Genomic DNA, 22,666 nt, shown 5'->3' with positions numbered 1-22,666 from the left:
GATTGAAACAGAAAATTAAATTTGTGAAGCGTTTCATGTCAGTGGTAGTGGCTGCAACTATGGTGTTTGCAATGGTTACAGGCATTGGTGACTTTTTTCCGAATATAAAATCGGAAGCGGCAGCACGCCAGACGCTGTATATCTGTGATATTAAATCTGGGGGATTTAGTGCCAATTATGCAGGATATACAAGACTGTCTATTGATAGAAATGCGGGAAATGTAAACAGGGGATGTGGAAAAGGATCCAATGATTATATCTGGGTAAAGACGACCACAGATCCGGCACAGGCATATACAAGAATATGGTCTGTATGGCAGAATAATTCAGGTACATCAAGCAGTCTTGACGGATATAGCGTTGAGAGAAAGACGGGGGACCTGAATGATGGTGTAGGTTCAAAGTCCGGTTATATCTACGTCTATGCAACAAAGGACAGAAATGCAGGAGATCCAATCTCATCACTTGGTATCTGGAATACCGATGATAGAAAACTGCAGTATGCCGGAGGAAACTCAGGAAGCGGTCTTACAAGTGAATATCAGCAGGAGGTTGACAGCAACTGGAACAAGATTGATGGAGATCTCAATAAAAATGCCGGAGGTGCATATATTTATCTTTATTGTAAGAGAGCACCTTATGTGATTCCAAATGATATAAGGCTTAATTTTGATGGTGAATATCATAGAGGATATGTAGAGTCAAAGACATCCGGCGTATCGATCTCATATGATAATACCGGTATGTATCAGGTAGGAAGTAATACTACAAAATATGCGGTGTCAAAATCCGGTATGGAGACAGCATATGGTACATTTACAAATACGATCGCTGATCCATATGGCTATGACAAATACACGAAGCTGGAGGATGGACTCTGGCTTGGAGTAAAGAGCACAGCGGAAACAGCAACAAAAGATGACTATTCTTATTCGGAGACAGATGGACTTACGATCAAATCTGATAAGGAGATGATCCTGTTCGGAACAAAATCCGGTAAGGTTATGAAGGGTCAGATCAAGGCAGCAGGGGATATTGATGTGAATCTTGCGATCCGTAGTCTGACGATCACACGGAATACTCAGGGGGCAGCGATCACAGTAAATCCGGCAGAGGGTAAGACCGTGACGATCACTGCTTACGGAACAAACAATCTGACATCATCGGGAGCTTATGCAGCGATCCAGAAGAATGGAAGCGGTAAGCTGGTACTGACTTCTACGACAAAAGGTACTATAAATGCAACTGCCGGTAACAATGCGACATATGGAGCAGCCGGTATCGGTGGTGGTACAGACAAAACCTTAAAGGTTGTTTCAAATATTGAGATAAATGGAAATGTAATTATAAAAGCAAGGGGATCACAGCCATCAAATGAAAGCTATGCAGCATATGGAGCAGCCGGTATCGGTTCTCAGTACAATATGCCGGTTGATGGCATCCGGATCTCAGAAAATGCAGACGTAACAGCAATTGGTGCAAACGGAGCAGCCGGTATCGGTTCCGGTGCAAATGCTGATGCTGCCAATATCGAGATTGCAGGCGGAATCGTAAATGCAACAGCGGGAAGTGGAACGATCGGTTCTAAAAATATTGGCGGAGCCGGTATTGGTTCCGGTGCTTACATAAATGATGAAGCAAAGCTTGCTTCCGGTATTACCATTTCAGGAGGAACTGTAATAGCGACCGGTGGAGACGGCGGAGCCGGTATCGGTTCCGGATCTGATGTAGAAGCAACAGAGATTAAGGTAACAGGCGGTGTTGTAAAAAAAGCAACAGGCGGCACAGATGCAGCCGGTGTTGGCTCGGGAGCAAATGCAAAGGTATCGTATATTATGATATCAGGTGGAACTGTAACAGCAGTTGGTGGAGCAAATGGAGCAGGTATCGGTTCCGGTCTGGCAGGTGCAGCCTCCGATATTTACATTTCAGGAAATGTAGCTGTAACGGTAACAGCAGGAACAGACGGAGCCGGTATCGGTTCCGGTAAGAATGCATCCGTTGATAATATCAATATTTATTTAGAGTATGCAGGAAATCTGACTGTCGATGGTACAGAAAACGGAGCCGGTATTGGTTCCGGAGCAACAGATACTGTATCAGAGGCAACAAATATTAATATTTCAAATACAGGTTTTATTAGTATCAGAGCAAGAGGAAATGGAGCCGGTATCGGAGCCGGTCTGAATTCAGAGACAAGGGATATTAATATTATCGGCGAGGTCGTTGAGACAAAAGGAAAGCTTATAGTTATTGCTGCAAATGGTCCGGCAATCGGTGCTTATGCAGGAGATGTTAAGAACGTAAATGTCTTAACAGATGCAACAGTCAACCTCAGTGCTGAAAATGGTATTGCAGTAGGAGCACTGAATGGCTCATCTGCTTCTGATATTACAATTATCGGTGATAATATCTGTGGAGCAAAGGCAGAGGATGTTCCTGTTCTGGGAACTGTTTCTAACTCTGTTCTGTTCGTAGGAAAGACATATGAGGTTTATGGAACAGCAACCATTCGCAAGAGTACACATATTAAAGCAGGAACAACATTAGAATTACCGTCATCATCCAAGCTGATCATTCCTAAGGACGTTGAACTTGTAGTTGATCCACAGCATGATGATGTACTTCCGGGTGCGCTTGTCTGGGCAGCTGACAGTGATGCACAGTTGATCATCAATGGTACTTTAACAGTTAAGGGAACAATGGCGATGGATTCCGAATATGGTATCATTGTATTGAACGGTTCTCTTAATCTGGAAGAAAATGCTAATATTTATGGTAAGTTCTTTATGAATGGTAAATATACCGGAAATGGTGTTATCACAAAGGGAAAGAATCAGACTCCGGAGGAAGGGGAGATTGCAGTATACCTTGAACTGGATATTGATGATGGTGTAACCTACAATGCAAAGGGAAATCTTGCAGAGAACCAGTTGATCATCGATGAGTCCAGCCTGGAGGATACTACTACCGGTACATATGCAATTAATAACATTGTTGCGCATGACGGTTTCCAGATCACAGATATCCTGTTGGATGGCAAGTCCATTATAAATGACAGCAGTTATGTTACAAAGAATCAGGAAACAGGAGAGTACAATGTAGTATTATCGGTATCTGAATATCGTGGTGAGACGATAAAATTTGCAGTAAAAGCAAAATCAACCGTAGAATCGATCAGCATCGAACGTTTCCCAAATAAGACAGCATTTGCCAAAGGGGCAGAGTTTGATCTGAATGGTCTGAAGGTAGTAAAGACATATAAGAATAAGAAGACTGCACCGGTTGATATTGATAAAGAGCTGAAGGTTACAGGTTATGATATGAACAGCGTTTCTGCACAGACGGTAACACTTCAGTATATTGCAGATGACAGATACAGTGATGATATTACAGCATCTTATGAAATAACTGTATTTGATTTTGCAGGCTTAAATAAGGGAAAGACCACACTTACTGCGGGCGGCGAATCATTTGTTGCTACAGATGTAGATAATGCGGAGCATGTTGTTAAGTTTGCATTAGATAAGAATGTCGGTGATATCTCAGCACTGAAGGATAAGATCCGTCTTCAGGTACAGGGATTTACCAATTCAGTTGGTCAGATTGATTTTGTATCAAGTGAAGTAGTCGGACAGAATGCGGTTGAGGCAACATATGTAGCAGATATATATGTAGATAAAGCGAAAACAGTAGTGATCCAGTATACAATAGTGATCACACAGCCAACCTTATACTATGATCTTGCAGAGGCAGCAGTAGCAGTAAATGGCGAATATACCTATGATGGAACACAGCAGACACCGGATAAGGAAAATATCGAAGTTACAATCGATGGCGCAGTTGTTCCGGACGATCAGTATACGGTAGAGTATGGTGAGAATGTGAATGCCGGTACCGGTAGACTTATTATCAAGGGTGATGGTATTCATACTACAAACAGTAAGGAAGAAACATTTACAATTGCAAAAGCGAAGCTTAAGAATATAGATGCACTTGTAAGATCAAATGAATTTACAGTTCAGAATGATGTGAAGCATGAGCTTCAGATAGAATTTGGCGAGATCGAAGGCCTTGCAGCAGATGAATATACTGTATCTTATAAGAAGATATCCGATCAGTCAAATATCGTGGCAAATGTATCAAACGGAGTTATCACGACTGCTTATGATACATCCTATTCAAAGGCAGGAACAGCAGAAATCGCTGTTAATGTAACAATTAAGGATAGTGCAGTAAACTACTATGCAGATTCTGAATTATCACATTCCATAAATGTTACATTAACAAAGTATGTAAAGGGAACCAATATTACGATCACTTCCGATTCTGATGATTTTGCGTGGGATGCATCAGCCGGTGAATATAAGGTGACGCTTTATAAGGGCGAAAAGATCTGGATCGATGCCAAACTTAACGATGGATCAACAGATGTTATTGACTATAAGGTCGCAGAAGGCGGCGAAGAGATAGCTGCTTGTGATGGAATTACCATTTCTGCGTTAGGCAAGGGATCGACCATTATCACTGCAAGTACAGGTAAGGGTGCTACAACAAAGAGGATTGCGGTAACGGTTCTTCCAACTACCAGACTTGAATTAACCGGTACGGAGACTTATGAGAAGGTATTTGGCGATAGCGCATTTACACTGGATGTGGATTTAAAGGATACAGCGCTTGAATCCAAGCTCTCTGCATTACGGTATGTTTCGGCTGATCCGGAGGTTGCTGCTGTAGATGAGACCGGTAAAGTTACTATAACGGGATGCGGTGAGACTACAATTACAGTAACATCCTATACAGAAGAAAGAGCATATACATCTGACGAATATGTAGTAATAATCAAGGTTAAGGCACCACATACGCAACATATCAAAGATAATGGAACACGAGTTGAGCCAACCTGTGAGAAAAATGGTTCTATCACATATAGATGTACCGAGTGTAATGAGATTGTGGATACAGAAGAACTGAAAGCAACTGGACATAGATGGGATGAAGGACAGGTTACAACACAGCCGACTACAAAGACAGAGGGTGTAAAGACATATACCTGCAGCGTCTGTAAAAAGACAAAGACAGAGTCAATTGCAAAACTTGAGGAGCCGGCACCGGCGAATCCAACACCGGTGACCCCAACGGCACCGGAAAAACCGACAGTAAAACCGATCAAGAAGGGGGATGTGGTTTCTGATGACAGTAAAGCTGCAAAGGTTCAGGTTATAAGCACATCCAAGAAAACAGTTGCATATAAAGCACCTGTAAATAAAAAGGCTAAGACTGTCAGCATTCCGGCAACCGTGAAGATCAGAGGTAAGAAATACAAAGTAACACAGATTGCAGAGGGTGCTTTCAAGAATAATAAGAAGGTAACAAAGGTTACAATCGGAAGCAATGTTAGTAAGATTTCCAAGAATGCTTTCAGCGGAGCGGTAAAACTTAAAACCGTTACTATGGGACAGAACGTAACGGAGGTCGGAGCATATGCATTTAAGGGCTGTAAAGTTCTTACCGGTATTACGCTTCCGGCGAAGACAACGAAGATTGGTGATCAGGCATTTAGCGGATGCAAGAAGCTGAAGACAATTACGATCAAATCTTCAAAGATCACATCCAAGAAGCTTTCCAAGAATGCATTTAAGGGCATCACGAAGGTTACTACAATTAAAGTACCGAAGAAGAAGGTTTCTTCTTATCAGAAGTTGTTTAAGAGTAAAGGCTTATCTTCCAAGGTTAAGGTAACAAAATAACAAAATAACAGTAAAAGCAATGGACGCCGTTTGTGGTAAAAATATCACAGACGGCGTTCTTTGAAAAAATTTAAAAAAATATAAAACCTTTTTCAACTTCGCCCTGTCTTACTTATTAGAAGGCAGGAAAATAGAATGTTTCTCTTGCAGCTGTAAATATTTGTTGTAATATAAAAATATCAAAAAATGAAAAGGAGAAGAAAAATGATGAAAAACAAGAGCTTATGGAAAGGGTTAATTGTAATGCTGGCAGCAGCATTCGTAATGTTAGTGATGCCAGTGCAGAAGGCATCTGCAGCAGGAACAACAGAGGGAACAAAACTGAAATGGGGCAGTTCGTATAGTGGAGTAATCACATACAGAGGGGAATATTACAGTTATAATTTTTCATTGAAACAGTCTGGTCGGGTAACGCTTGCATTTAATGTGGATTCTGTAAGTGAATGTGCATGGACACAGATTGAGGAGATGAATTTCCTGGATGAGAGTGGATCGGTAGTAGGTTCTACCAGAGTTTCAGAAGGCAAGACGAACGTATGGATCGATTTGTTAGCTGGAAATTATACTTTGGAGATAGTAGGACATTGGGGAACAGGAACAGGAGCATCGTTCTCATTTGTGCCATCATTCAAGTCAGCAGGAGAAACAAAGTCAGAACATTCTATGGCAAAGAACAATGAGATTGGAATGGCAACTCCTTATAAGATTGGAAGCCGAATCAAAGCTCAGTTAGCTTGTGGCGATAAAGTTGATATTTACAAAGTAAAGGTACCAAAGAATCTGTATTTGAATCTGACATTATCCAGCAAGATAAAGCAGATGAAGATTACTATAGAAAACACTGCCGGAGATGTAACTATTGGAGAGTATAATATTACAGCCGGTGTCCATAAATATAAATATTTTCTGCCGAAGGGAACATACTATATTACCTTTGAGAGAGTGGGTGGTACAGGTACTTATTCCTTTAAGACTTCTTCAAAAGTAATGCCAACTGTTAAGATTAAAAAAGTAAAGGATACTGGAAAAGGAATTACAGCTACATTTAAAAGAAATTCAGATATGCAGGGTTACCAGATCCAGGTTGCAAGAGATAAGAAGTTTAAAAAAGGAAAGAAATCATTTTCTCATGGTAAGAGTGAGAATGTAAGTGCATATGGATTAAAAAAAGGAACATATTATGTTCGTGTACGTGCTTATAAAACACAGGATGTAAGAATAAATGGTTATTATAAAACACGTTATTATTACTCTGGCTGGAGTACAGTTAAGAAGGTTTATGTGAAATAATACAACCCTACATAAATAAGTACAAAAAACTGACATACGGATCATCATATTTTCGGAAGAAAAGATACCTGATCTGTATGCCAGTTTTTTTGTTGCCTTTATTTTCTTAATCTTGCTATCCCTTGTGAACTACGTTACAATAAAAGCTGGAGAGACGGTGAGACGTGGTAGAAATATGTAGATCCGTTTAATCATGAAAGGAGATGATTAGACGTGATTACAGAATTGAGACAAACGCTCACCAAAACAGAAAAAGAGGCACAGTATGATGCAGCGGCAAAATGCCTGTTGGGAGAGAAAGTCATACTGGCACATATTCTTATCCGTACAATCGATGAGTTTAAAGGAATGACAGCAGATGAAGTTGTTCTTTTGATCGAAGGAGAACCGTACATTGGGCAGGTACCTGTAGAACCAGGCGCAACAAACCGGAAAATAGAGTATGGCAGTACACGTATTACAGGAATGAATACAGAAAATGCAGAGATGAATGAAGGCACTACATTTTTTGATATAATTTTCTATGTACGGATGAGGAATGGAAGATCAAAGATCATTATTAATGTAGAAGCTCAGAGGAAAGAACCAGATAAATATCGGATTATTAATCGTGCTATTTTTTATGTGGGACGAATGATTTCTTCACAGAAGGAACGGGAGTTTACCGGCATGAATTATGATGATATAGAACCGGTATATTCTATCTGGATATGTATGAATATGCAGGAAAACAGTATGTGTCATATTCATTTGGTTCAGGACGATCTTATTGATGCAAAACAATGGAAAGGTGATCTTGATATTCCTAATATTATTATGATTGGACTGGGCAAGGAGATTCCAGAGCAGGATGAAAAATACGAACTGCATCGTTTGCTTGGCACATTGTTGTCGGAAAAATTATCTGCAGAAGAAAAACTGCAACGGGTCAGTACGGAGTATGATATTCCTGTTAAGGGAAATAATGTAGAAAAGGAAGTGAGTATTATGTGTAATTTAAGTCAGGGTATCAAGGAAGAAAGCGAAGCCAAAGGTGAAGAGAAGGCAAGAACAGAGATTGTACTGAATATGCATAAGAAAGGCTATTCTTTGGATCAGATTGTCGAGATAACAAATCTGAACGTTAGTACAGTAAAAGCTATAATAGGCTAAACAGAAAAAACGGATCTGACATATTTCTATTAAAAGTATACAAAAAATGAGAAACAACAGGCGTGTGGGAGGCTACAAATGATTTGCAAAACATGTGGGAATGATCTGCAGGGAAATGAATATAACTGTCCGTTTTGTGGGGCGGCAGTCGATTATACAGAGGCGGTGGAGCAGGCAAAAGCCGGAAAAGAAGAAGGCTTTTCCTATCTGTATGAGATGACATATCGAAATAAACTGTATATTGCGATGAAATACATGAAGAATGAAGATGAAGCAATGGATGTTCTCCATGATTCTTATGTGAAAGCATTTGAACGGCTTTCCAGTCTTCAGGATGCAAATTCATTTCCGGGATGGCTCAGTACCATCGTTGCAAATACCGCAAGGAATACATTGAGAGATCGCCATACAGTGAATTTTTCGGATATGCAGAGAGAAGATCAGGATGGGGAGGCATTTGAATATTCGATCGCAGATGAGAATATGACAGCCCAGCCGGAGATGGCATGTACAACAAAAGAAACACAGGAAATGGTACAGGAGCTGATCGGATCATTGTCTGATGAACAGAGAATGTGTGTGCTGATGTTCCACATTGAAGGATACAGCATAAAAGATATTGCGACCGTTCTTGGATGTTCAGAGAATACAGTAAAGTCCAGATTGAATTATGGACGTAAGAATATCAAGGCAAAGGCAGAGGAACTTCAGAAGAAGGGATACAAGCTGTACAGCTACACACCTATGGCACTTCTTACTTACCTGCTCATGGCAGAACGAGGAACTATGCTGGTAGCAGGAACCTTCGACAAGCTGGCAGGTGTTGGAAGTGTAGTTGGTGCCGGACTGATCCATGGTGGAGCAGTAGGTGCGTTATCTGCCGCTGGAAGTGCAGCCACAGCCGGTGGTACAGTCACAGCCGGAAGTGCCGGAGCGACCGGGGCTGCAGGATCGGCAGTCGGAACAGGTGCAGCGGCAGGAGGAAAGACTGCGGCAGCTACAGCGGCAAAACAGACCTTTTTAAAGACAGTAGCCGGTAAGATCACGATGGCGGCAGCCGGAGTGGCAGTAGCAGGTGGAGCAGCCGGAGTAGCAATCTATAATCACAATAAGAATACCTGGCAGGATGCATATACCGAAATAATAAAAGAATACAGGCAGGAAATTGAGAATTATAGCTGGAAGAATTCACAATTTAGGGAGAATGAACCGACAATGACAGAAGAACCCAGAGCAATCTCTGTTATTAACATCATGGGGGACGATACTCCGGAACTGATCTTTGCTGCACAGGATGAATCAGATCCGAATAAAGCTGATCTTCATATATATACATATATAGATAATGAAGCAATACAGGTCTATAGTGGAGAACTTGATACAAGGTCAGATGAGAACCGGGACAAATGGGGAGCAGAAGGAACGCCATATGTATTAGTTTGCACTAGAGAAGTTTCAGAAAATGGATGCCGGATGTATATACTTTGCAGCGATGGACAGAGTGATAATACGGAGATTGGGGTCATAGATAAGATGATAGAATTCGATGTGGCTTCATCTAGTGGAGATTATCTGCAGCCGATTGTCTGGACCTGTCATGCAGAACAAGTGGGGGATGAAGAATCAGCACTGCTTGCAGAACGGGACGGTATATCTGTGAGCTGGGAAGAATATCAAGAAAAACGAGAGGAAATACACCATGGAAAGAATGGCGTGATTTTACAGAATATGGCATCAAGGGTTCCAAATGGTTTATATGATCAGGTGGCAGATATTCAGCGTGATTCATCAGGAAATGTGATTGCAGGCTGGAATGCTGGATCAAACTATTGGGAAATGTCTTATGCAGATGCATTGAAATGTTTTAAAGAGAGCAAATAATAAAAAATTATTAGAGTGCCTTTGGCTGTTTATGAGGATCAGTCAAAGGCATTTTTACTTTATAAGAAAAAGTTCATTCTACAAAAAATTTCTCCGGTTGAAAATGTCAAATCTCTCCGATTGAAAGTCCCGAAACTCTCCGATTGAATTTTCAAAATTTCTCCGGTTGCATTTTCCAAAACTCTCCGATTGAAAACTACGAATCTCTCCGATTATACTTTCCAAAACTCTCCGATTGGTATATAATCCGTATTAGAGGTGATAATAAAAATATGATAAAAGATGCTTATAAACCAAGAATAATTGATAATAGAATTGAACAGTTTTTGGAGAGCTTTGGTGCTGTATGTATAGAAGGACCAAAGTGGTGTGGTAAAACATGGACTTCTTCTTACCATAGTAATAGTGAAATTTATATGGGAGATCCTGCAGGTAATTTTCAAAATAGAACGCTGGCACAAATGTCGCCGGATTTGGTATTGAATGGTGACAAGCCAAGATTAATTGATGAATGGCAGGAAGTTCCGCCGTTGTGGGATGCAGTTAGATATAAGGTTGATCAAACAGGAGAAAAGGGACAGTTTATATTAACAGGATCGGCAACTCCTAATCATAAGGGAATCATGCATAGTGGTGCAGGAAGAATTGCAAGAATAAAGATGCATCCAATGTCCCTTTACGAATCTGGTGATTCCTCTGGCGAAATTTCATTAAAAGAGTTATGTAATGATAATATAATTCCGGTTATGACTGGTGAAGTAAATCTGCAAAACTTAATTAAGTATATTATTCGGGGAGGATGGCCTGGTAATATAGACATACCTGTTGAACAGGCAGCACTTTTACCAATTCAATATATTGATGCCATAATTGACGATGATGTATATAGAATGGATGGTGTAAAACGTAATAAGGAGAAAATGAAACTGTTACTTCGATCTTTGGCGAGAAACGAAGCAACTACAGTTACCAATACTTCACTTGCAAGAGATGTGAAAGAAATGGATGATACTGATCTTGATAAGGATACTATTGCTGATTATCTGGATATATTCAAACGACTTTTTATTATAGATAATCAAATGCCATTTTCAACAAATATCCGATCATCTGTTAGAATAAAGCAAGCGGAGAAACGGCATTTTTGTGATCCTTCTCTTGCCTGCGCTTTGTTGAATGCGACACCGGAGATGTTGGTCAATGACCTGCAAACACTTGGATTTTTATTCGAGTCTCTTTGTGAACGGGATTTGAAAATATATGCAGAATCGTTTGGTGCCTCATTATATCATTATCAGGATTATGATAATAAAGAAATAGATGCAGTTGTTGAACTTAGTAATGGTGAATGGTGCGCATTTGAAATTAAATTAGGTGCAAATCAGATTGATGACGCTGCGAAGAGTTTATTAGATATAAACAAAAAGATTGAAAAAGATCCCAAAGGAAAGCCTGCAAAAATATTGTGTGTTATTTGTGGTTTGTCTAATGCAGCATATAAACGACCGGATGGCGTATATGTTGTGCCGATTACAGCATTAAAAAATTAATTTAAAAAAATTTCAAAAAATATAAAACTTTTTTGCAACCTCTGTGTCATATAGGTGAAACGATACAGAGGTTGCATTTTTTATGGATGAATTTCCGGATGAAATGCTCCTCAGATAAAGAAAAGGAGAATAAAAAAATGAAGAAAATGAGAAGAATCGAAATCGCACAGTACATCGCATTGGGAGCAACCTGTTTAACCGTTTTAGGATTTGTCCTTTCCGGTATTTTTGGTGGAAGGATCCCGATGTCCATGATGGGGTATGGAGTTATGGCAGGTATTGTTTCCTACTTCTTCGGAGGGTTTGGAACTGCGGTGAGAATGGCAGGCAAGATAGCAAAATGGGGCTGGCTCATCGTACCATTTCCATATGACATCGTTACAGGTATGGTATCCTTCTTCATCTCGATCATGGTCTTTATCGGACTGCCGATCATTCCGATCCGTAAGGCATATAAAGAGCAGATGATGGATGCTGAAACAGTTGAATAAAAAGAAGGTAGAAAGAGAGGATAGATTATTATGAGTAGAAAAATGAAACAGATCATGTTAGCAGTAATTTTAATGGTGATGATGTGTGCAGTAAGTCCTGCACGAAAGGTATCCGCAGAGGTGTTAAACAGTCCACAGCAGATCGTATGGGGTCAGAGTTACAGTGGTGAGCTGGAGGATGCACAGAATACATATGAGTATACATTTACGATGAAGAAATCCGGTACATTTTCTCTTGCGATTGTGACGGAGGGAATTGGAAAGACACATACCGGGCTTAATTATATAAAAGTCAGTGATATGTATGATAATGAGATCTATACAGCATCAGTCAAAGAAGGAAAAGGCAGCTATAAGGCAGAATTATTAGCAGGTGATTATAAATTATCACTGTGTGCAGGTTTTTATACCGGCTGTAAATTCACATTTACGGCATCTTATAAGGCATCCGGCGAAACACGTTTCGAGGCATGGCTGTCACAGAACGATGAGAAAACGATGGCATTTACCTATAAGGCAGGTACGACCTATAAAGGACAGTTTGCATTTAACGAGACAACAGATATCTATAAGATGAAGATGACAAAGAACCGGTACATGAACATTCAGATCAACAGCAAGATCAAGGAAATGAATGTTGTGATCGAGAATACAAATGGTGACATTCACTATATTCAGACGGGTGTTACACCGGGAACCAGAAAATACACATTTTTCCTGCCAAAGGGAACCTACTACATCACGATGACCAAAGGCTGGCCATATAGTGTTGATCCAAATTATGCCGGAATGTATACATTTAAGACGACATTTACAGATGTTCCGAAGACCACTGTAAACAAGGTAAAGAATCTTTCATCCGGAAAGTTAAAGGTAACATGGAAGTGCAAGAGCAAGGCGACCGGATATCAGATCCAGATCGCAACGGATAAGAAATTCAAAAAGAATAAGAAAGTATATGATGCGCCATTTAAGAATTACAATAACTGTACATTCTGGGATCTGAAAAAGGGCAAGACTTATTATGTCCGTGTCCGTTCTTATGTAAAGGCAGGTTCCCGCGAGAAGAAATGTTATTCTGCATGGAGCAAATACAAGACTGTAAAGATAAAGAAATAGAATATAATGTTATCCTGATTTTGTGGTATGTTATAATAATGCAAAAAATATCCAAAAGCTTAAAACTTTTTATCCACCTGATCTGTCCAATAAACAGGAGGTGAGATATATGGATGTGTGGAAGGCAGTGTGCGCGTTTGTTGCATTGTTAAGAAAAGAACGAAAGGAGCTGCCGGATGATCCGGAACGCAAGAAAGAATTATTTGACCGGATCGAGCATGACAGGCAGTCCAGATAAATAAAGGTATAAAGAAAATATATAAATTACAGAAATAAGATAAAAAGCAGGAGGAGCAGGATAACATGAAGTGCAGAACATGCGGAAATGATTTACAGGGAAATGAATACAACTGTCCGTTTTGCGGAAGCTGTGTGGATTATACACAGGCAGTGGAACAGGCAAAGGCAGGGCGTGAAGAAGGATTTACGTTCTTATATGAGAATACATATCGGAATAAACTTTACATTGCAATGAAGTATATGAAGAATGAGCAGGATGCAATGGATGTCCTTCAGGATGCCTATATAAAGGCATTTGCCAGATTAGATAGTTTACAGGATGCAAATGCATTTCCGGGATGGATGAGTACGATCGTGGTAAATACTGCGATCAATGCACTTCAGAAGAAAAAGGCAGTCTTGTTTTCTGATCTGCAGAATGAAAATGATGAAGGGGATGTCTTTGAGTATACTCTGGAAGATGAAAACATGAGCACACAGCCGGAGATGGCATGTACCGTGCAGGAGACACAGGATATGGTGCGGGAGCTGATCAATTCCCTGTCGGATGAACAGAGAATCTGTGTGCTTATGTTCCATCTGGAGGGTTACAGTATCAAGGATATTGCCACAGTATTGAACTGTTCCGAGAACACCGTAAAGTCCAGACTGAATTATGGACGTAAGAATATCAAGGCAAAGGCAGAGGAGCTTCAGAAGAAGGGCTACAAGCTTTACAGCTACACACCGATGTGTCTTCTTGTATATCTGCTTATGGCAGAACGTGGAAATATGATCGTTACGCATGTATTTGAGCAGATGGCAGGTCTTGGTGGAAATATTGCAGCCGGCATCATTCATGGTGGTGCTATGCAGATGGCAGGCAATGTTACAGGTGGGGCTGCACAGGCAGGAGCCGCCGGACAGGTAGCAGGAGGAATTACACAGGCAGGAACTACCGGACAGGTAGCCGGAGGAGCCACACAGGCAGGAACTGCCGGATCGGCTGCGGGTGCAGTAGAAACCGGAAAAACTGTAGCAGCTACAGTTGGTAAACAGGCGTTTATAAAGACCATGACAGGAAAGATTGCGATCGCAGCCGCTTCGATCGCGATTGTAGGCGGAGTCGCAGGCGGTACAATCGCCTATAAGTATTCACAGGATAAGGCAAAAGCTACCGATAAAAAGGAAGCAACAGAAGCAACCGATGATACATCAGATCAGACGACCACCGGTGAAGCAGATGCTTCAACGACAGAAGCGTCAACGGAGATAACTACAGAGTCAGCTATCGATGAAAGTCTTTATAAAGCAGCATACAAAGAGGTACTTGAATCCTATAAGACACAGATCGACAATTATTACTGGCAGTATGAATATGATTATTCCACAAAGGCTGCAAAAGAAGAACAGACGCCGATCGTATTTGCCGATGTTACAGGTGATGGTGTGCCGGAGATGATCCTGGTAAGATCAGAACAGAACGAAGCTTCAATTGCACAGATGGATATTTATAGCTTTGACGGAACAAAAGCAAAGAGAATCTTTGGAACGGATATGGAAGAATATGGTGGCTGGGATATAAATGCCGCTTCCGGAACCAGTTATTATCTGTTTACGACTAAGAAGGGAACCTTATATGCATATAGTGGGTTCGGAGATGAGAGTTATACAGACAGTTATATCAAATTCACGGTAGATGATTCCGGCATGCTTCAGAAGTCAACAACCTGGACAAGAAGGAAAGGTCCGAATGACGATTATTCAGCAACTGTTGTCACATGTCAAAAGAATGGTTCTGAGATCACAGAGGATAAGTATAATGCTCAGGTAGAGAAGCTGCAGAAGAATTTTGATACGTTATTAATGTATAATGGACAGGGCAAGGATAAAGCCAAGGAGGTTCTTGGTACGCTGGATGATACCGCTATGACTTATGATGAGGCTATGGAATATCTTGGAACGATCACACAAAAAGAAACAGATAAGGCGGACAAAAATCAGAGGGCTTCTAAAGACGGAAAAGAGATATCTGCCGGAAATGCAGGAGAAGTAAAGATGACATTACCGGAGGATCTCCCGGAAAGCTTTCTTATGTCAAGCGGAGTTGGTGCATGGGGCTCCAGTATGGATATCAAACCGGATGGAACCTTTACAGCTTCGTTTCACGACAGTAATTATAGTGGCAGGGGAGTTTCCAGTGGATCCGGATCCTTTAAGAATATTACGCAGATTGACAAATATACATATACCATGGAGCTGGATACCCTGAACTATGATGATGAGCTTGGCAAAGAAACAACAGATGACAATGGCTATACAACTACTTTCACAGAGCTGTATGGAATTGCCGGGGGTACTACCTTTACGGTGTATCTTCCGGGTGCACCGACAGCAGATATGCCGGATGGAATGAAGAATTGGCTGGGCTTTCATTATTACAATGTCCCGATACCGGATGCCCTTGACTGCTATGCCATTTATAATGTAGATAAGGAAAATGGATATTTCAGCACAGGGTTACAGTAAATAGTAAGATGTTTTGGATACGATGAAACCTGTATAAATGCAGAAAGCTGTAAAAATTTACGTTGAATTTTACAGCTTTTTTGCATATACTATTAGTAGAAATGAGCAATACATAAAGGAAGGAGTTGAAAGTATATGGCTAACATTTTACCAGTTTCAGATTTGAGAAATTATAATGAAGTTCTGAAAAATTGTCACAAAGGAGAGCCTGTGTATCTGACTAAGAATGGTAGAGGACGTTTTGTGGTTATGGATATTGAAGATTATGAACGTGATCGAGCAGAAAAGAAGCTCTTGATGAAACTTCAGGAAGCAGAAGAAGCGGTAAAGGATGGTGAAGGCTGGCTTAGCCTGGAAGAACTAAAAGAACAAATGGGGGAATGAAATGTTAAAATTACGGATCAATCCGATTGTTGTTAAGGATTTGAAAGAAATTCGAGAGTATATTGCAGAAGATAATAAGGAGTATGCAGCACGGACAGTACAGGAGATTTATAACAAATTTGAAAACCTTCAAATGTTTCCAGGGATAGGCGCAGAGCTTTCCAAAAGAGTTAGTTTTCAGACTGATTATAAGTATGCTGTATGGGAAGATTATGTAATCATCTACAAGGTAGGAGATGAATATGTCGAAATATATCGTGTCGTTAATCGTTATCGTGATATTACAAAAATATTTGAATGATAGGAACATTGTATTGAAACAGCCATATATGAATGAGAGTTGATGGAAGCTCTTGTTTATGCATGGCTGTTTCTATGATTTATTAGGAAAAGTTAGGAAGACTACACACAATAATACTAAAAATATATAAACCTTACTCTCTCCAGCGTTTCAAGAAAGGCGATAACACGTTTTAACATATCAGGAGCTTCTTCGGGGAACTGTTCTTCCATGATGGATACCAGATTGAATACCGTGTTGTCGCCATTTATATGAACCCATAAGGTACTGCCATATCGGTCAAGCCTGATATGGCTTTTCTTTGGTTTGTGAAAATATTTCTGGGCGATCTTGTGATAAAAACCGGTATGCGGCATCTCGATCACAATAATTCCATCGGGCGACTGTTCCCATGTATAATTCAGATTGATGCAGGGGATTTTGTCCATATAGTTTGCAGTATGGGAAAGAAAACCGGATTTTGATCTTTTAATAAAAAATTGCGAGAGGGTATCTTTACGATTATGGTTCTGTTTTGCAATGACATTTTGTATATTATATTTTTGCATGAGAAAATAAATCCTTTCCGGGAGAATATATTAAAGTGTGTTATTGGATGATTGTTTATCCTTCGTTTTATGGATCATGTAGATCATACTGAAAAGCAGGGCAAGGAAGAACAGACAGCCGCCCCATTTTCCCAGATGGAATCCCATAAGTTCCAGATTGATCCGATCACTTACACCGAATACGGCAAGGACGGCAAGCAGGATTCCAACCAGCCCTTCACCTGCGATCATACCGGAGGAAAAAAGGATACCATTATTGCGGACGGTTTCGCGGGAAACTTCATCGGCAAATCGACGTTTCTCTATGAAAAGGCGGATCAGACCACCGATCATGATCGGAACTGTCAGGTAAATCGGCAGATACAGTCCGATGGCAAATGGTAGAACCGGGATACCTAAGATCTCGACAACGACAGCAATGCAAATGCCGACAATAACAAGCCCCCATGGAAGATTTCCATTCATAACACCTTCAACGACCATTTTCATAAGGGTTGCCTGCGGAGCAGGAAGCTCGGTAGAACCATATCCCCATGCGGTATTTAGCAGATAGAGAACACCACCGATTGCAAGACCGGAAGCGATCGATCCGATCAGTTCGCCGATCTGCTGCAGATATGGGGTTGCACCGACGATATACCCCGTTTTCAGATCCTGCGAGGTGTCTCCGGCCATGGCTGCAATTATGCAGATAACAGTACCGATGCAGATGGCAGATGTCATACCCCGGTATCCTGTTATGCCGGCTTGCTTTAACAGGATCGTTGCAAATAACAGGGTTGCGATCGCCATACCGGACACGGGGTTATTCGACGAGCCGACGACACCGACCATTCTTGCAGATACGGTTGCAAAGAAAAATCCGAAAATAATGATCAGAATGGATGTGACCGGATTGATCGGAATATCAGGAAATGCACTCAGACCAAATGCTACGATCAGGATACCGCCGATCGCATAAGGAAGCGGAATGTCTTTAGATGTTCGCGAATTTCCATCTGTATGTCCGAAGCCTTTCAGGGCTTTGGCAAATGTGGATGCGATCAGCGGAAATGATTTTAGCAGGCTGAAGATGCCGCCGGCTGCCACCGCGCCTGCGCCGATATACCGTACATAATTTCCCCATAACTGATCGACTGACAGTTCGCGGATCGGAACGGAAGCGGGGAACAGGATGTTGTCACCTCCAATAAGAACGAGCAAAGGCATGATAACAAACCATCCAAGCACAGCACCGCTTAACAGATACGAAGCAACCTTTGCACCACAAATATAGCCGACACCGACCAGCGCAGGGAGGACATCCATACCGAAGCCCGATCCTTTATAAGAGGAAATCGTCCATGTGATCTCACTTGGAAACAAATGCAGACCATCAGCGATAAATTTATAGACAGCAGAGATGCCAAGCCCGGAAAATACCTGCATGGATTTGTGACCGCCGGTTTCTCCGGCGAGCAGTACTTCAGCGCAGGCAGTTCCTTCCGGAAATGGAAGTGTACCATGTTCTTCTACGATCAGAGCGGTACGAAGTGGGATCATGAACAGAACACCGATCAGTCCGCCACAGATGGCGACAAATGCAATCATCAGAAAAGATGGAGGTTTTATATCGGGATTTTCATCTGCCCACATGAACAGGGCTGGCAGCGTAAAGATAGCTCCGGCAGCCAGAGATTCTCCGGCAGAACCGATCGTCTGAACCATATTGTTTTCCAGAATAGAATCGCGGCGCATGATTATGCGCACAATACCCATAGAAAGAACGGCAGCAGGGATGGAAGCGGAGACGGTCATACCGACTCGTAAGCCCAGATAGGCATTTGCACCGCCGAACACGACCGCCAGGATAATGCCGAGAATCACAGAAGTAGGTGTAAGCTCCGGCATCACCTTGTCTGCCGGAATATATGGTTTAAATTGTTTCATATACAACCCTCAAATCATAGTTTTATGCCACTAGTATGTACAGAGTCTGGCAGAAACATACACAGAAAATCTGAAAAAAGAGCTTCATCAGATATGTCAAGACATGGAAGCTGAAATAATAAAATAGAAGGAAACTACATCTGTATCCAGCTCTATGGCTACTGGCAGGTGGTTTGAAACGCGTTCCACTTTCTATTTGGTTCGCACGCTGATTTGTCAGCAGTCGCCCAAACTCGTCCTTACGGACTCAGACAAGGGCTTGGTGCTGACAGCTAGTGCAAACCTCATAACGAAAGTTCCACTAATGTTTCAATTCACCTGCCACTAGCCATAGAGCTGGAAACAGGTAGGATGTGTTTAAAGAATAACGCCTGCTGGTTGTACCTAAGGAATATCGTATATTCCATGGATACAGCCAGCAGGCGTTTTTGCTTTATGTGTTATTGTTATAAAATAGTTTATTTATTGAGGGCGGCAAGCTGTGCTTTTAAAGCCGCGATCTCAGAAATCATTGCGTTCTTCTCAGAAAGAACTGTAGCAATTTCAGCGTCTTTTTCGGATATCACTAAAGTCATCTCGTTTTCTTTCTCGTTCAAAGCCGTAATTGCGTCATCTCGTTCCTTTTGTAGTTCATCGATCATATAGTGAACCGTATTCTCATCTAACATTCGAAGTGCTTCTGAAAACATGGTGATCACCTCCTCCGGATCATACATATATTCAGACATATCCTTACAGATGGCTTCCATCCAGGGATAGTCAGATACCAGTGCAGCAAGGTCGTCAACCGACTGGGCAGTCAGTAATGACAGCCATGCATTAAGTTCATTGATATCTTTAGCATACTTACTTTCACGGAAAACGTCAAGGGCAACCACATAGAATTCCTGCAAAAGATTCAGTTTGATGCCGGTATCAAAAACAGTTTTTCCATGATGCAGATAAATATCAGCTGACTGTGTCTCTTTGCATTCATTAGGACTGTTTTCAAACATCACGATCGTGTAAACCGTTTTCAGATCCTTGTAGGTAAAGGCGTTTCCTTTCAGGCTTTTCACTCTTGTATACTGACGCAGCATGAGATCGGAGGAGTAGCAGGACATACGTTCACCCGGAAAAGCGTATGGAATCTTCTGGATCTCGACATTTGCGATCGAGCCATCTTCCAACTGGACAAGGATATCCAGAAGCAGGAGCGAGGTGGACGGCAGCATGCTGTCTTCATTTGACAGGATACACTGAACCGTCACCCTTGTTCCGATGATACTGCTGATCAGACTGGATAATCGTTCCGGATAGATGTCCGGGTTGAACAGCTTCTTGAAAAATGGATCATAAGTTAAAGGCAGAGTTTTTTTACCCTCCATAAATCCCAGAAAACGGTTCTTCCATTCTGGCGACATGTTCTGATATGCAAAGTAGCTTCGCGGATGCTTTCGAAGCTCCGCAAGACATTCCTTTTCCGTGCGAGTAGGAAAGAGCTGGTGGATGTCTATTGGAGAATCATTAGCTGGCTGACTGGCATGGTTATGGTTGGTAATTTTTTCGTTTGATATCGGTTGATTGTTAAGGTGATGATTGTTGTTTTGGTTATACATAAATTTTATTCCTCATGATTTCCGGCTCCTGTTTTGTCGACAGGAACAGCATAGCAGAAAAAAGAGGAAAAAGACTGCAAATGTAACAAATGGTATGTCTGGATGTAACTTTCGGTAATTTTTGCTGTTTATCCCCCCATAACCCAAGATTACATCAATGTTGTTGAGGGAAAAAACAATCTATGCTACAATGGTGGCGTGAATTTTGAACGGATAGAAAGGCAACACTATGTATAAATACTATTTATTTGACCTGGACGGCACAATAAGCCAGTCCGAGCCGGGCATTCTCAACTGCATCCGCTATGCTCTGGATGCAGCCGGACTGCCGGAGCCATCGGAGAAAGTGTTAAAGACATTTATCGGACCATCGTTGTACGATTCCTTTACATCCAAATGTCATGTTGACCACGATCAGGCACTCTGGCTGGTGGACAAATACAGAGAACGATACAATGTGACAGGTCTGTATGAAACATCTATCTATGATGGCATTCCACAGACACTCAAGGATTTAAAAGAAAAAGGCACGAAGATCGGAGTGGCGACCTCTAAACCGACAGAACCAACGGAGAAGATACTGGCGAAATTCGATCTGGCACAGTACTTTGATGTTGTGGTAGGAAGCAATCCGGATGGAACCGGCTCGGACAAGCAGGTGCTGATCGCAGAGTGCCTGAAGCGGTTGAAGGAAGCCGATGCGGAAGGTACGGATATGCCACCGGCAGACCGGGAAGAGGCAGTCATGATGGACGATTCCAAGCCAGAGGTTAAGACACAGATACATGAAAAGGATGCCGTGATGATCGGTGACCGGATGTTTGACATTGATGGCGGACATGCCTGCGGAATTGATACGGTCGGTGTTCTGTATGGATATGGAAATCGTGAGGAATTTGAAAAAGCCGGCGCGGAATATATCATCAGCCGCCCGGAAGAGCTCCTGACATTGTAAGGGAGATCAGACAGAGGCCCTTTTGATATTATAAGGAGACTTTTAATGGGTATTCATAAGGATATTAAGGGTATATAGAAGGCAAATGCAGGCATATACCATAAAAGAGGAGACGAAAACGTGAGAAAATTATTGACGCTTGAGGATATCCATGAGCGTGAGAAAACAATGGTGTTCATGTTCCATGATCTGTGTGAGAAGCATGGGCTGCGGTATTATCTGTGCGGCGGCACGCTGCTTGGAGCAGTCAGACATCAGGATTTTATTCCGTGGGATGATGATATCGACATTCTGATGCCACGACCGGATTATGAGAGATTACAGGAAGTGATCAAAGAGCAGCCGTTTCTGCCGGAGCATAAGTTCCTGTCAACAAGCCTTGGCAATCTGGATGAGCCATATACGAAGCTTGCGGATACGAGGACAAGGCTGGACAAATATTATACGAAAGACAAATACGACATCTATCTATGGATGGATATTTTCCCGATGGACGGACTGCCGGATGATGATGCAGAGATTGAGAAGATCTATAAAAAAGCACTCTGGTACCGCAGAGTCATTCAGTATCTGAAGATGAAGACCGGGCGCGGCGGTAATCTGGTCAAGAAGATCGTGAAGCCGATCTTAAAGCCATTCGCACATCTGATCTGGGGCAAGAAGCGGACGGTGAAGAAGCTGATACGGTTATGTACGCAGTATGATTTTGAATCGTGCAAATATGTAGGAGGCATTGCCTGTGGCTATGGTCCGCAGGAGAAGATGCCAAGGGAAGAATATGTAAAACCAATGAAAGTGACATTTGGCGGACGGGAGCTGATCGCACCGGGTTGTACCGATTACTATTTGACATCCCTTTACGGTGACTATATGAAGCTTCCGCCGGAAGAAGACCGGAAAGCTCACATTATCAAAATGTATCAGGTGGAAGAATAATAGATATTTGCACAGCGGGCATAGCACAATATGC

16 protein-coding genes are annotated in these 22,666 nt (G+C 41.7%); 13 read left to right on the top strand and 3 right to left on the bottom strand.

All coding sequences use genetic code 11. The features are described from left to right. Positions 1 to 2: 2 nt before the first annotated feature. The 11 genes from DWW43_RS09365 (at position 3) to DWW43_RS09320 (ending at position 16,666) form a co-directional block, all read left to right on the top strand. Entirely contained in the window at positions 3 to 5,750 is a 5,748-nt protein-coding gene (locus DWW43_RS09365; RefSeq protein ID WP_119963400.1) for a leucine-rich repeat protein, read from the top strand. A gap of 204 nt (positions 5,751 to 5,954) precedes the next feature. Continuing rightward, positions 5,955 to 7,040: a hypothetical protein gene (locus DWW43_RS09360; RefSeq protein WP_119963399.1), complete on the top strand. Its 1,086-nt coding sequence runs from the start codon at positions 5,955 to 5,957 to the stop codon at positions 7,038 to 7,040. Between the two features lie 213 nt (positions 7,041 to 7,253). Continuing rightward, entirely contained in the window at positions 7,254 to 8,192 is a 939-nt protein-coding gene (locus DWW43_RS09355; RefSeq protein ID WP_119963398.1) for a PD-(D/E)XK nuclease family transposase, read from the top strand. 78 nt (positions 8,193 to 8,270) lie between these two features. Next, on the top strand, positions 8,271 to 10,073 hold the full coding sequence (locus tag DWW43_RS09350) for an RNA polymerase sigma factor (RefSeq protein WP_119963397.1): 1,803 nt from the start codon (positions 8,271 to 8,273) through the stop codon (positions 10,071 to 10,073). A 272-nt stretch (positions 10,074 to 10,345) separates the two neighbouring features. Beyond that, positions 10,346 to 11,623: a DUF4143 domain-containing protein gene (locus DWW43_RS09345; protein ID WP_119963396.1), complete on the top strand. Its 1,278-nt coding sequence runs from the start codon at positions 10,346 to 10,348 to the stop codon at positions 11,621 to 11,623. A gap of 137 nt (positions 11,624 to 11,760) precedes the next feature. Beyond that, on the top strand, positions 11,761 to 12,114 hold the full coding sequence (locus DWW43_RS09340; protein ID WP_119963395.1) for a hypothetical protein: 354 nt from the start codon (positions 11,761 to 11,763) through the stop codon (positions 12,112 to 12,114). A gap of 30 nt (positions 12,115 to 12,144) precedes the next feature. Continuing rightward, positions 12,145 to 13,233 carry a fibronectin type III domain-containing protein gene (locus DWW43_RS09335; RefSeq protein WP_119963394.1) on the top strand — a complete coding sequence of 363 codons (1,089 nt, stop codon included), beginning with the start codon at positions 12,145 to 12,147 and terminating at the stop codon, positions 13,231 to 13,233. Between the two features lie 109 nt (positions 13,234 to 13,342). Next, the gene (locus DWW43_RS12400; protein WP_264293245.1) at positions 13,343 to 13,471 is read left to right on the top strand and encodes a hypothetical protein; all 129 of its coding nucleotides are present in this window, start codon (positions 13,343 to 13,345) and stop codon (positions 13,469 to 13,471) included. A gap of 65 nt (positions 13,472 to 13,536) precedes the next feature. Then, the gene (locus DWW43_RS09330; RefSeq protein WP_119963393.1) at positions 13,537 to 15,981 is read left to right on the top strand and encodes an RNA polymerase sigma factor; all 2,445 of its coding nucleotides are present in this window, start codon (positions 13,537 to 13,539) and stop codon (positions 15,979 to 15,981) included. A 135-nt stretch (positions 15,982 to 16,116) separates the two neighbouring features. Beyond that, the gene (locus tag DWW43_RS09325) at positions 16,117 to 16,365 is read left to right on the top strand and encodes a type II toxin-antitoxin system prevent-host-death family antitoxin (protein ID WP_008402465.1); all 249 of its coding nucleotides are present in this window, start codon (positions 16,117 to 16,119) and stop codon (positions 16,363 to 16,365) included. Between the two features lies 1 nt (position 16,366). After that, positions 16,367 to 16,666 carry a type II toxin-antitoxin system RelE/ParE family toxin gene (locus DWW43_RS09320; protein WP_008402466.1) on the top strand — a complete coding sequence of 100 codons (300 nt, stop codon included), beginning with the start codon at positions 16,367 to 16,369 and terminating at the stop codon, positions 16,664 to 16,666. A gap of 116 nt (positions 16,667 to 16,782) precedes the next feature. Here DWW43_RS09320 and DWW43_RS09315 read toward each other — a convergent pair whose 3' ends face one another. From DWW43_RS09315 to DWW43_RS09305, 3 genes are all read right to left on the bottom strand, one after another. Beyond that, entirely contained in the window at positions 16,783 to 17,094 is a 312-nt protein-coding gene (locus tag DWW43_RS09315) for a PqqD family protein (protein ID WP_161117480.1), read from the bottom strand. A gap of 150 nt (positions 17,095 to 17,244) precedes the next feature. Next, entirely contained in the window at positions 17,245 to 19,143 is a 1,899-nt protein-coding gene (locus tag DWW43_RS09310; RefSeq protein ID WP_119963392.1) for an oligopeptide transporter, OPT family, read from the bottom strand. Between the two features lie 458 nt (positions 19,144 to 19,601). Continuing rightward, positions 19,602 to 20,546, bottom strand: a complete 945-nt coding sequence (locus tag DWW43_RS09305; protein ID WP_119963391.1) for a PD-(D/E)XK nuclease family transposase — start codon at positions 20,544 to 20,546, stop codon at positions 19,602 to 19,604. Between the two features lie 424 nt (positions 20,547 to 20,970). Between DWW43_RS09305 and DWW43_RS09300 the strand changes: the two genes are divergently transcribed. Both DWW43_RS09300 and DWW43_RS09295 read left to right on the top strand, forming a co-directional pair. Beyond that, positions 20,971 to 21,696, top strand: coding sequence for an HAD hydrolase-like protein (locus DWW43_RS09300; RefSeq protein ID WP_119963390.1), 726 nt, complete (start codon positions 20,971 to 20,973; stop codon positions 21,694 to 21,696). Positions 21,697 to 21,816: 120 nt separating this feature from the next. Further along, positions 21,817 to 22,632 (top strand): LicD family protein, encoded by an 816-nt coding sequence (locus DWW43_RS09295; RefSeq protein WP_119963389.1) that lies wholly within the window; start codon positions 21,817 to 21,819, stop codon positions 22,630 to 22,632. Positions 22,633 to 22,666: the final 34 nt, after the last annotated feature.

It is taken from the genome of Clostridium sp. AF15-41 (assembly GCF_003604095.1).
Classification (GTDB): domain Bacteria; phylum Bacillota; class Clostridia; order Lachnospirales; family Lachnospiraceae; genus Coprococcus.
The sequence above is the reverse complement of the archived record's forward strand: the minus strand, read 5'-3'. Positions and strand labels throughout refer to the sequence as shown.

Bases quoted from the DNA above. Each gene is read 5' to 3' on its own strand.
- DWW43_RS09360 (WP_119963399.1), top strand. From the start codon at position 5,955: ATGATGAAAAACAAGAGCTTATGGAAAGGGTTAATTGTAATGCTGGCA.
- DWW43_RS09350 (WP_119963397.1), top strand. From the start codon at position 8,271: ATGATTTGCAAAACATGTGGGAATGATCTGCAGGGAAATGAATATAAC.
- DWW43_RS09345 (WP_119963396.1), top strand. From the start codon at position 10,346: ATGATAAAAGATGCTTATAAACCAAGAATAATTGATAATAGAATTGAA.
- DWW43_RS09340 (WP_119963395.1), top strand. From the start codon at position 11,761: ATGAAGAAAATGAGAAGAATCGAAATCGCACAGTACATCGCATTGGGA.
- DWW43_RS09335 (WP_119963394.1), top strand. From the start codon at position 12,145: ATGAGTAGAAAAATGAAACAGATCATGTTAGCAGTAATTTTAATGGTG.
- DWW43_RS12400 (WP_264293245.1), top strand. From the start codon at position 13,343: ATGGATGTGTGGAAGGCAGTGTGCGCGTTTGTTGCATTGTTAAGAAAA.
- DWW43_RS09330 (WP_119963393.1), top strand. From the start codon at position 13,537: ATGAAGTGCAGAACATGCGGAAATGATTTACAGGGAAATGAATACAAC.
- DWW43_RS09325 (WP_008402465.1), top strand. From the start codon at position 16,117: ATGGCTAACATTTTACCAGTTTCAGATTTGAGAAATTATAATGAAGTT.
- DWW43_RS09320 (WP_008402466.1), top strand. From the start codon at position 16,367: ATGTTAAAATTACGGATCAATCCGATTGTTGTTAAGGATTTGAAAGAA.
- DWW43_RS09315 (WP_161117480.1), bottom strand. From the start codon at position 17,094: ATGGACAAAATCCCCTGCATCAATCTGAATTATACATGGGAACAGTCG.
- DWW43_RS09310 (WP_119963392.1), bottom strand. From the start codon at position 19,143: ATGAAACAATTTAAACCATATATTCCGGCAGACAAGGTGATGCCGGAG.
- DWW43_RS09305 (WP_119963391.1), bottom strand. From the start codon at position 20,546: ATGTCGCCAGAATGGAAGAACCGTTTTCTGGGATTTATGGAGGGTAAA.
- DWW43_RS09300 (WP_119963390.1), top strand. From the start codon at position 20,971: ATGTATAAATACTATTTATTTGACCTGGACGGCACAATAAGCCAGTCC.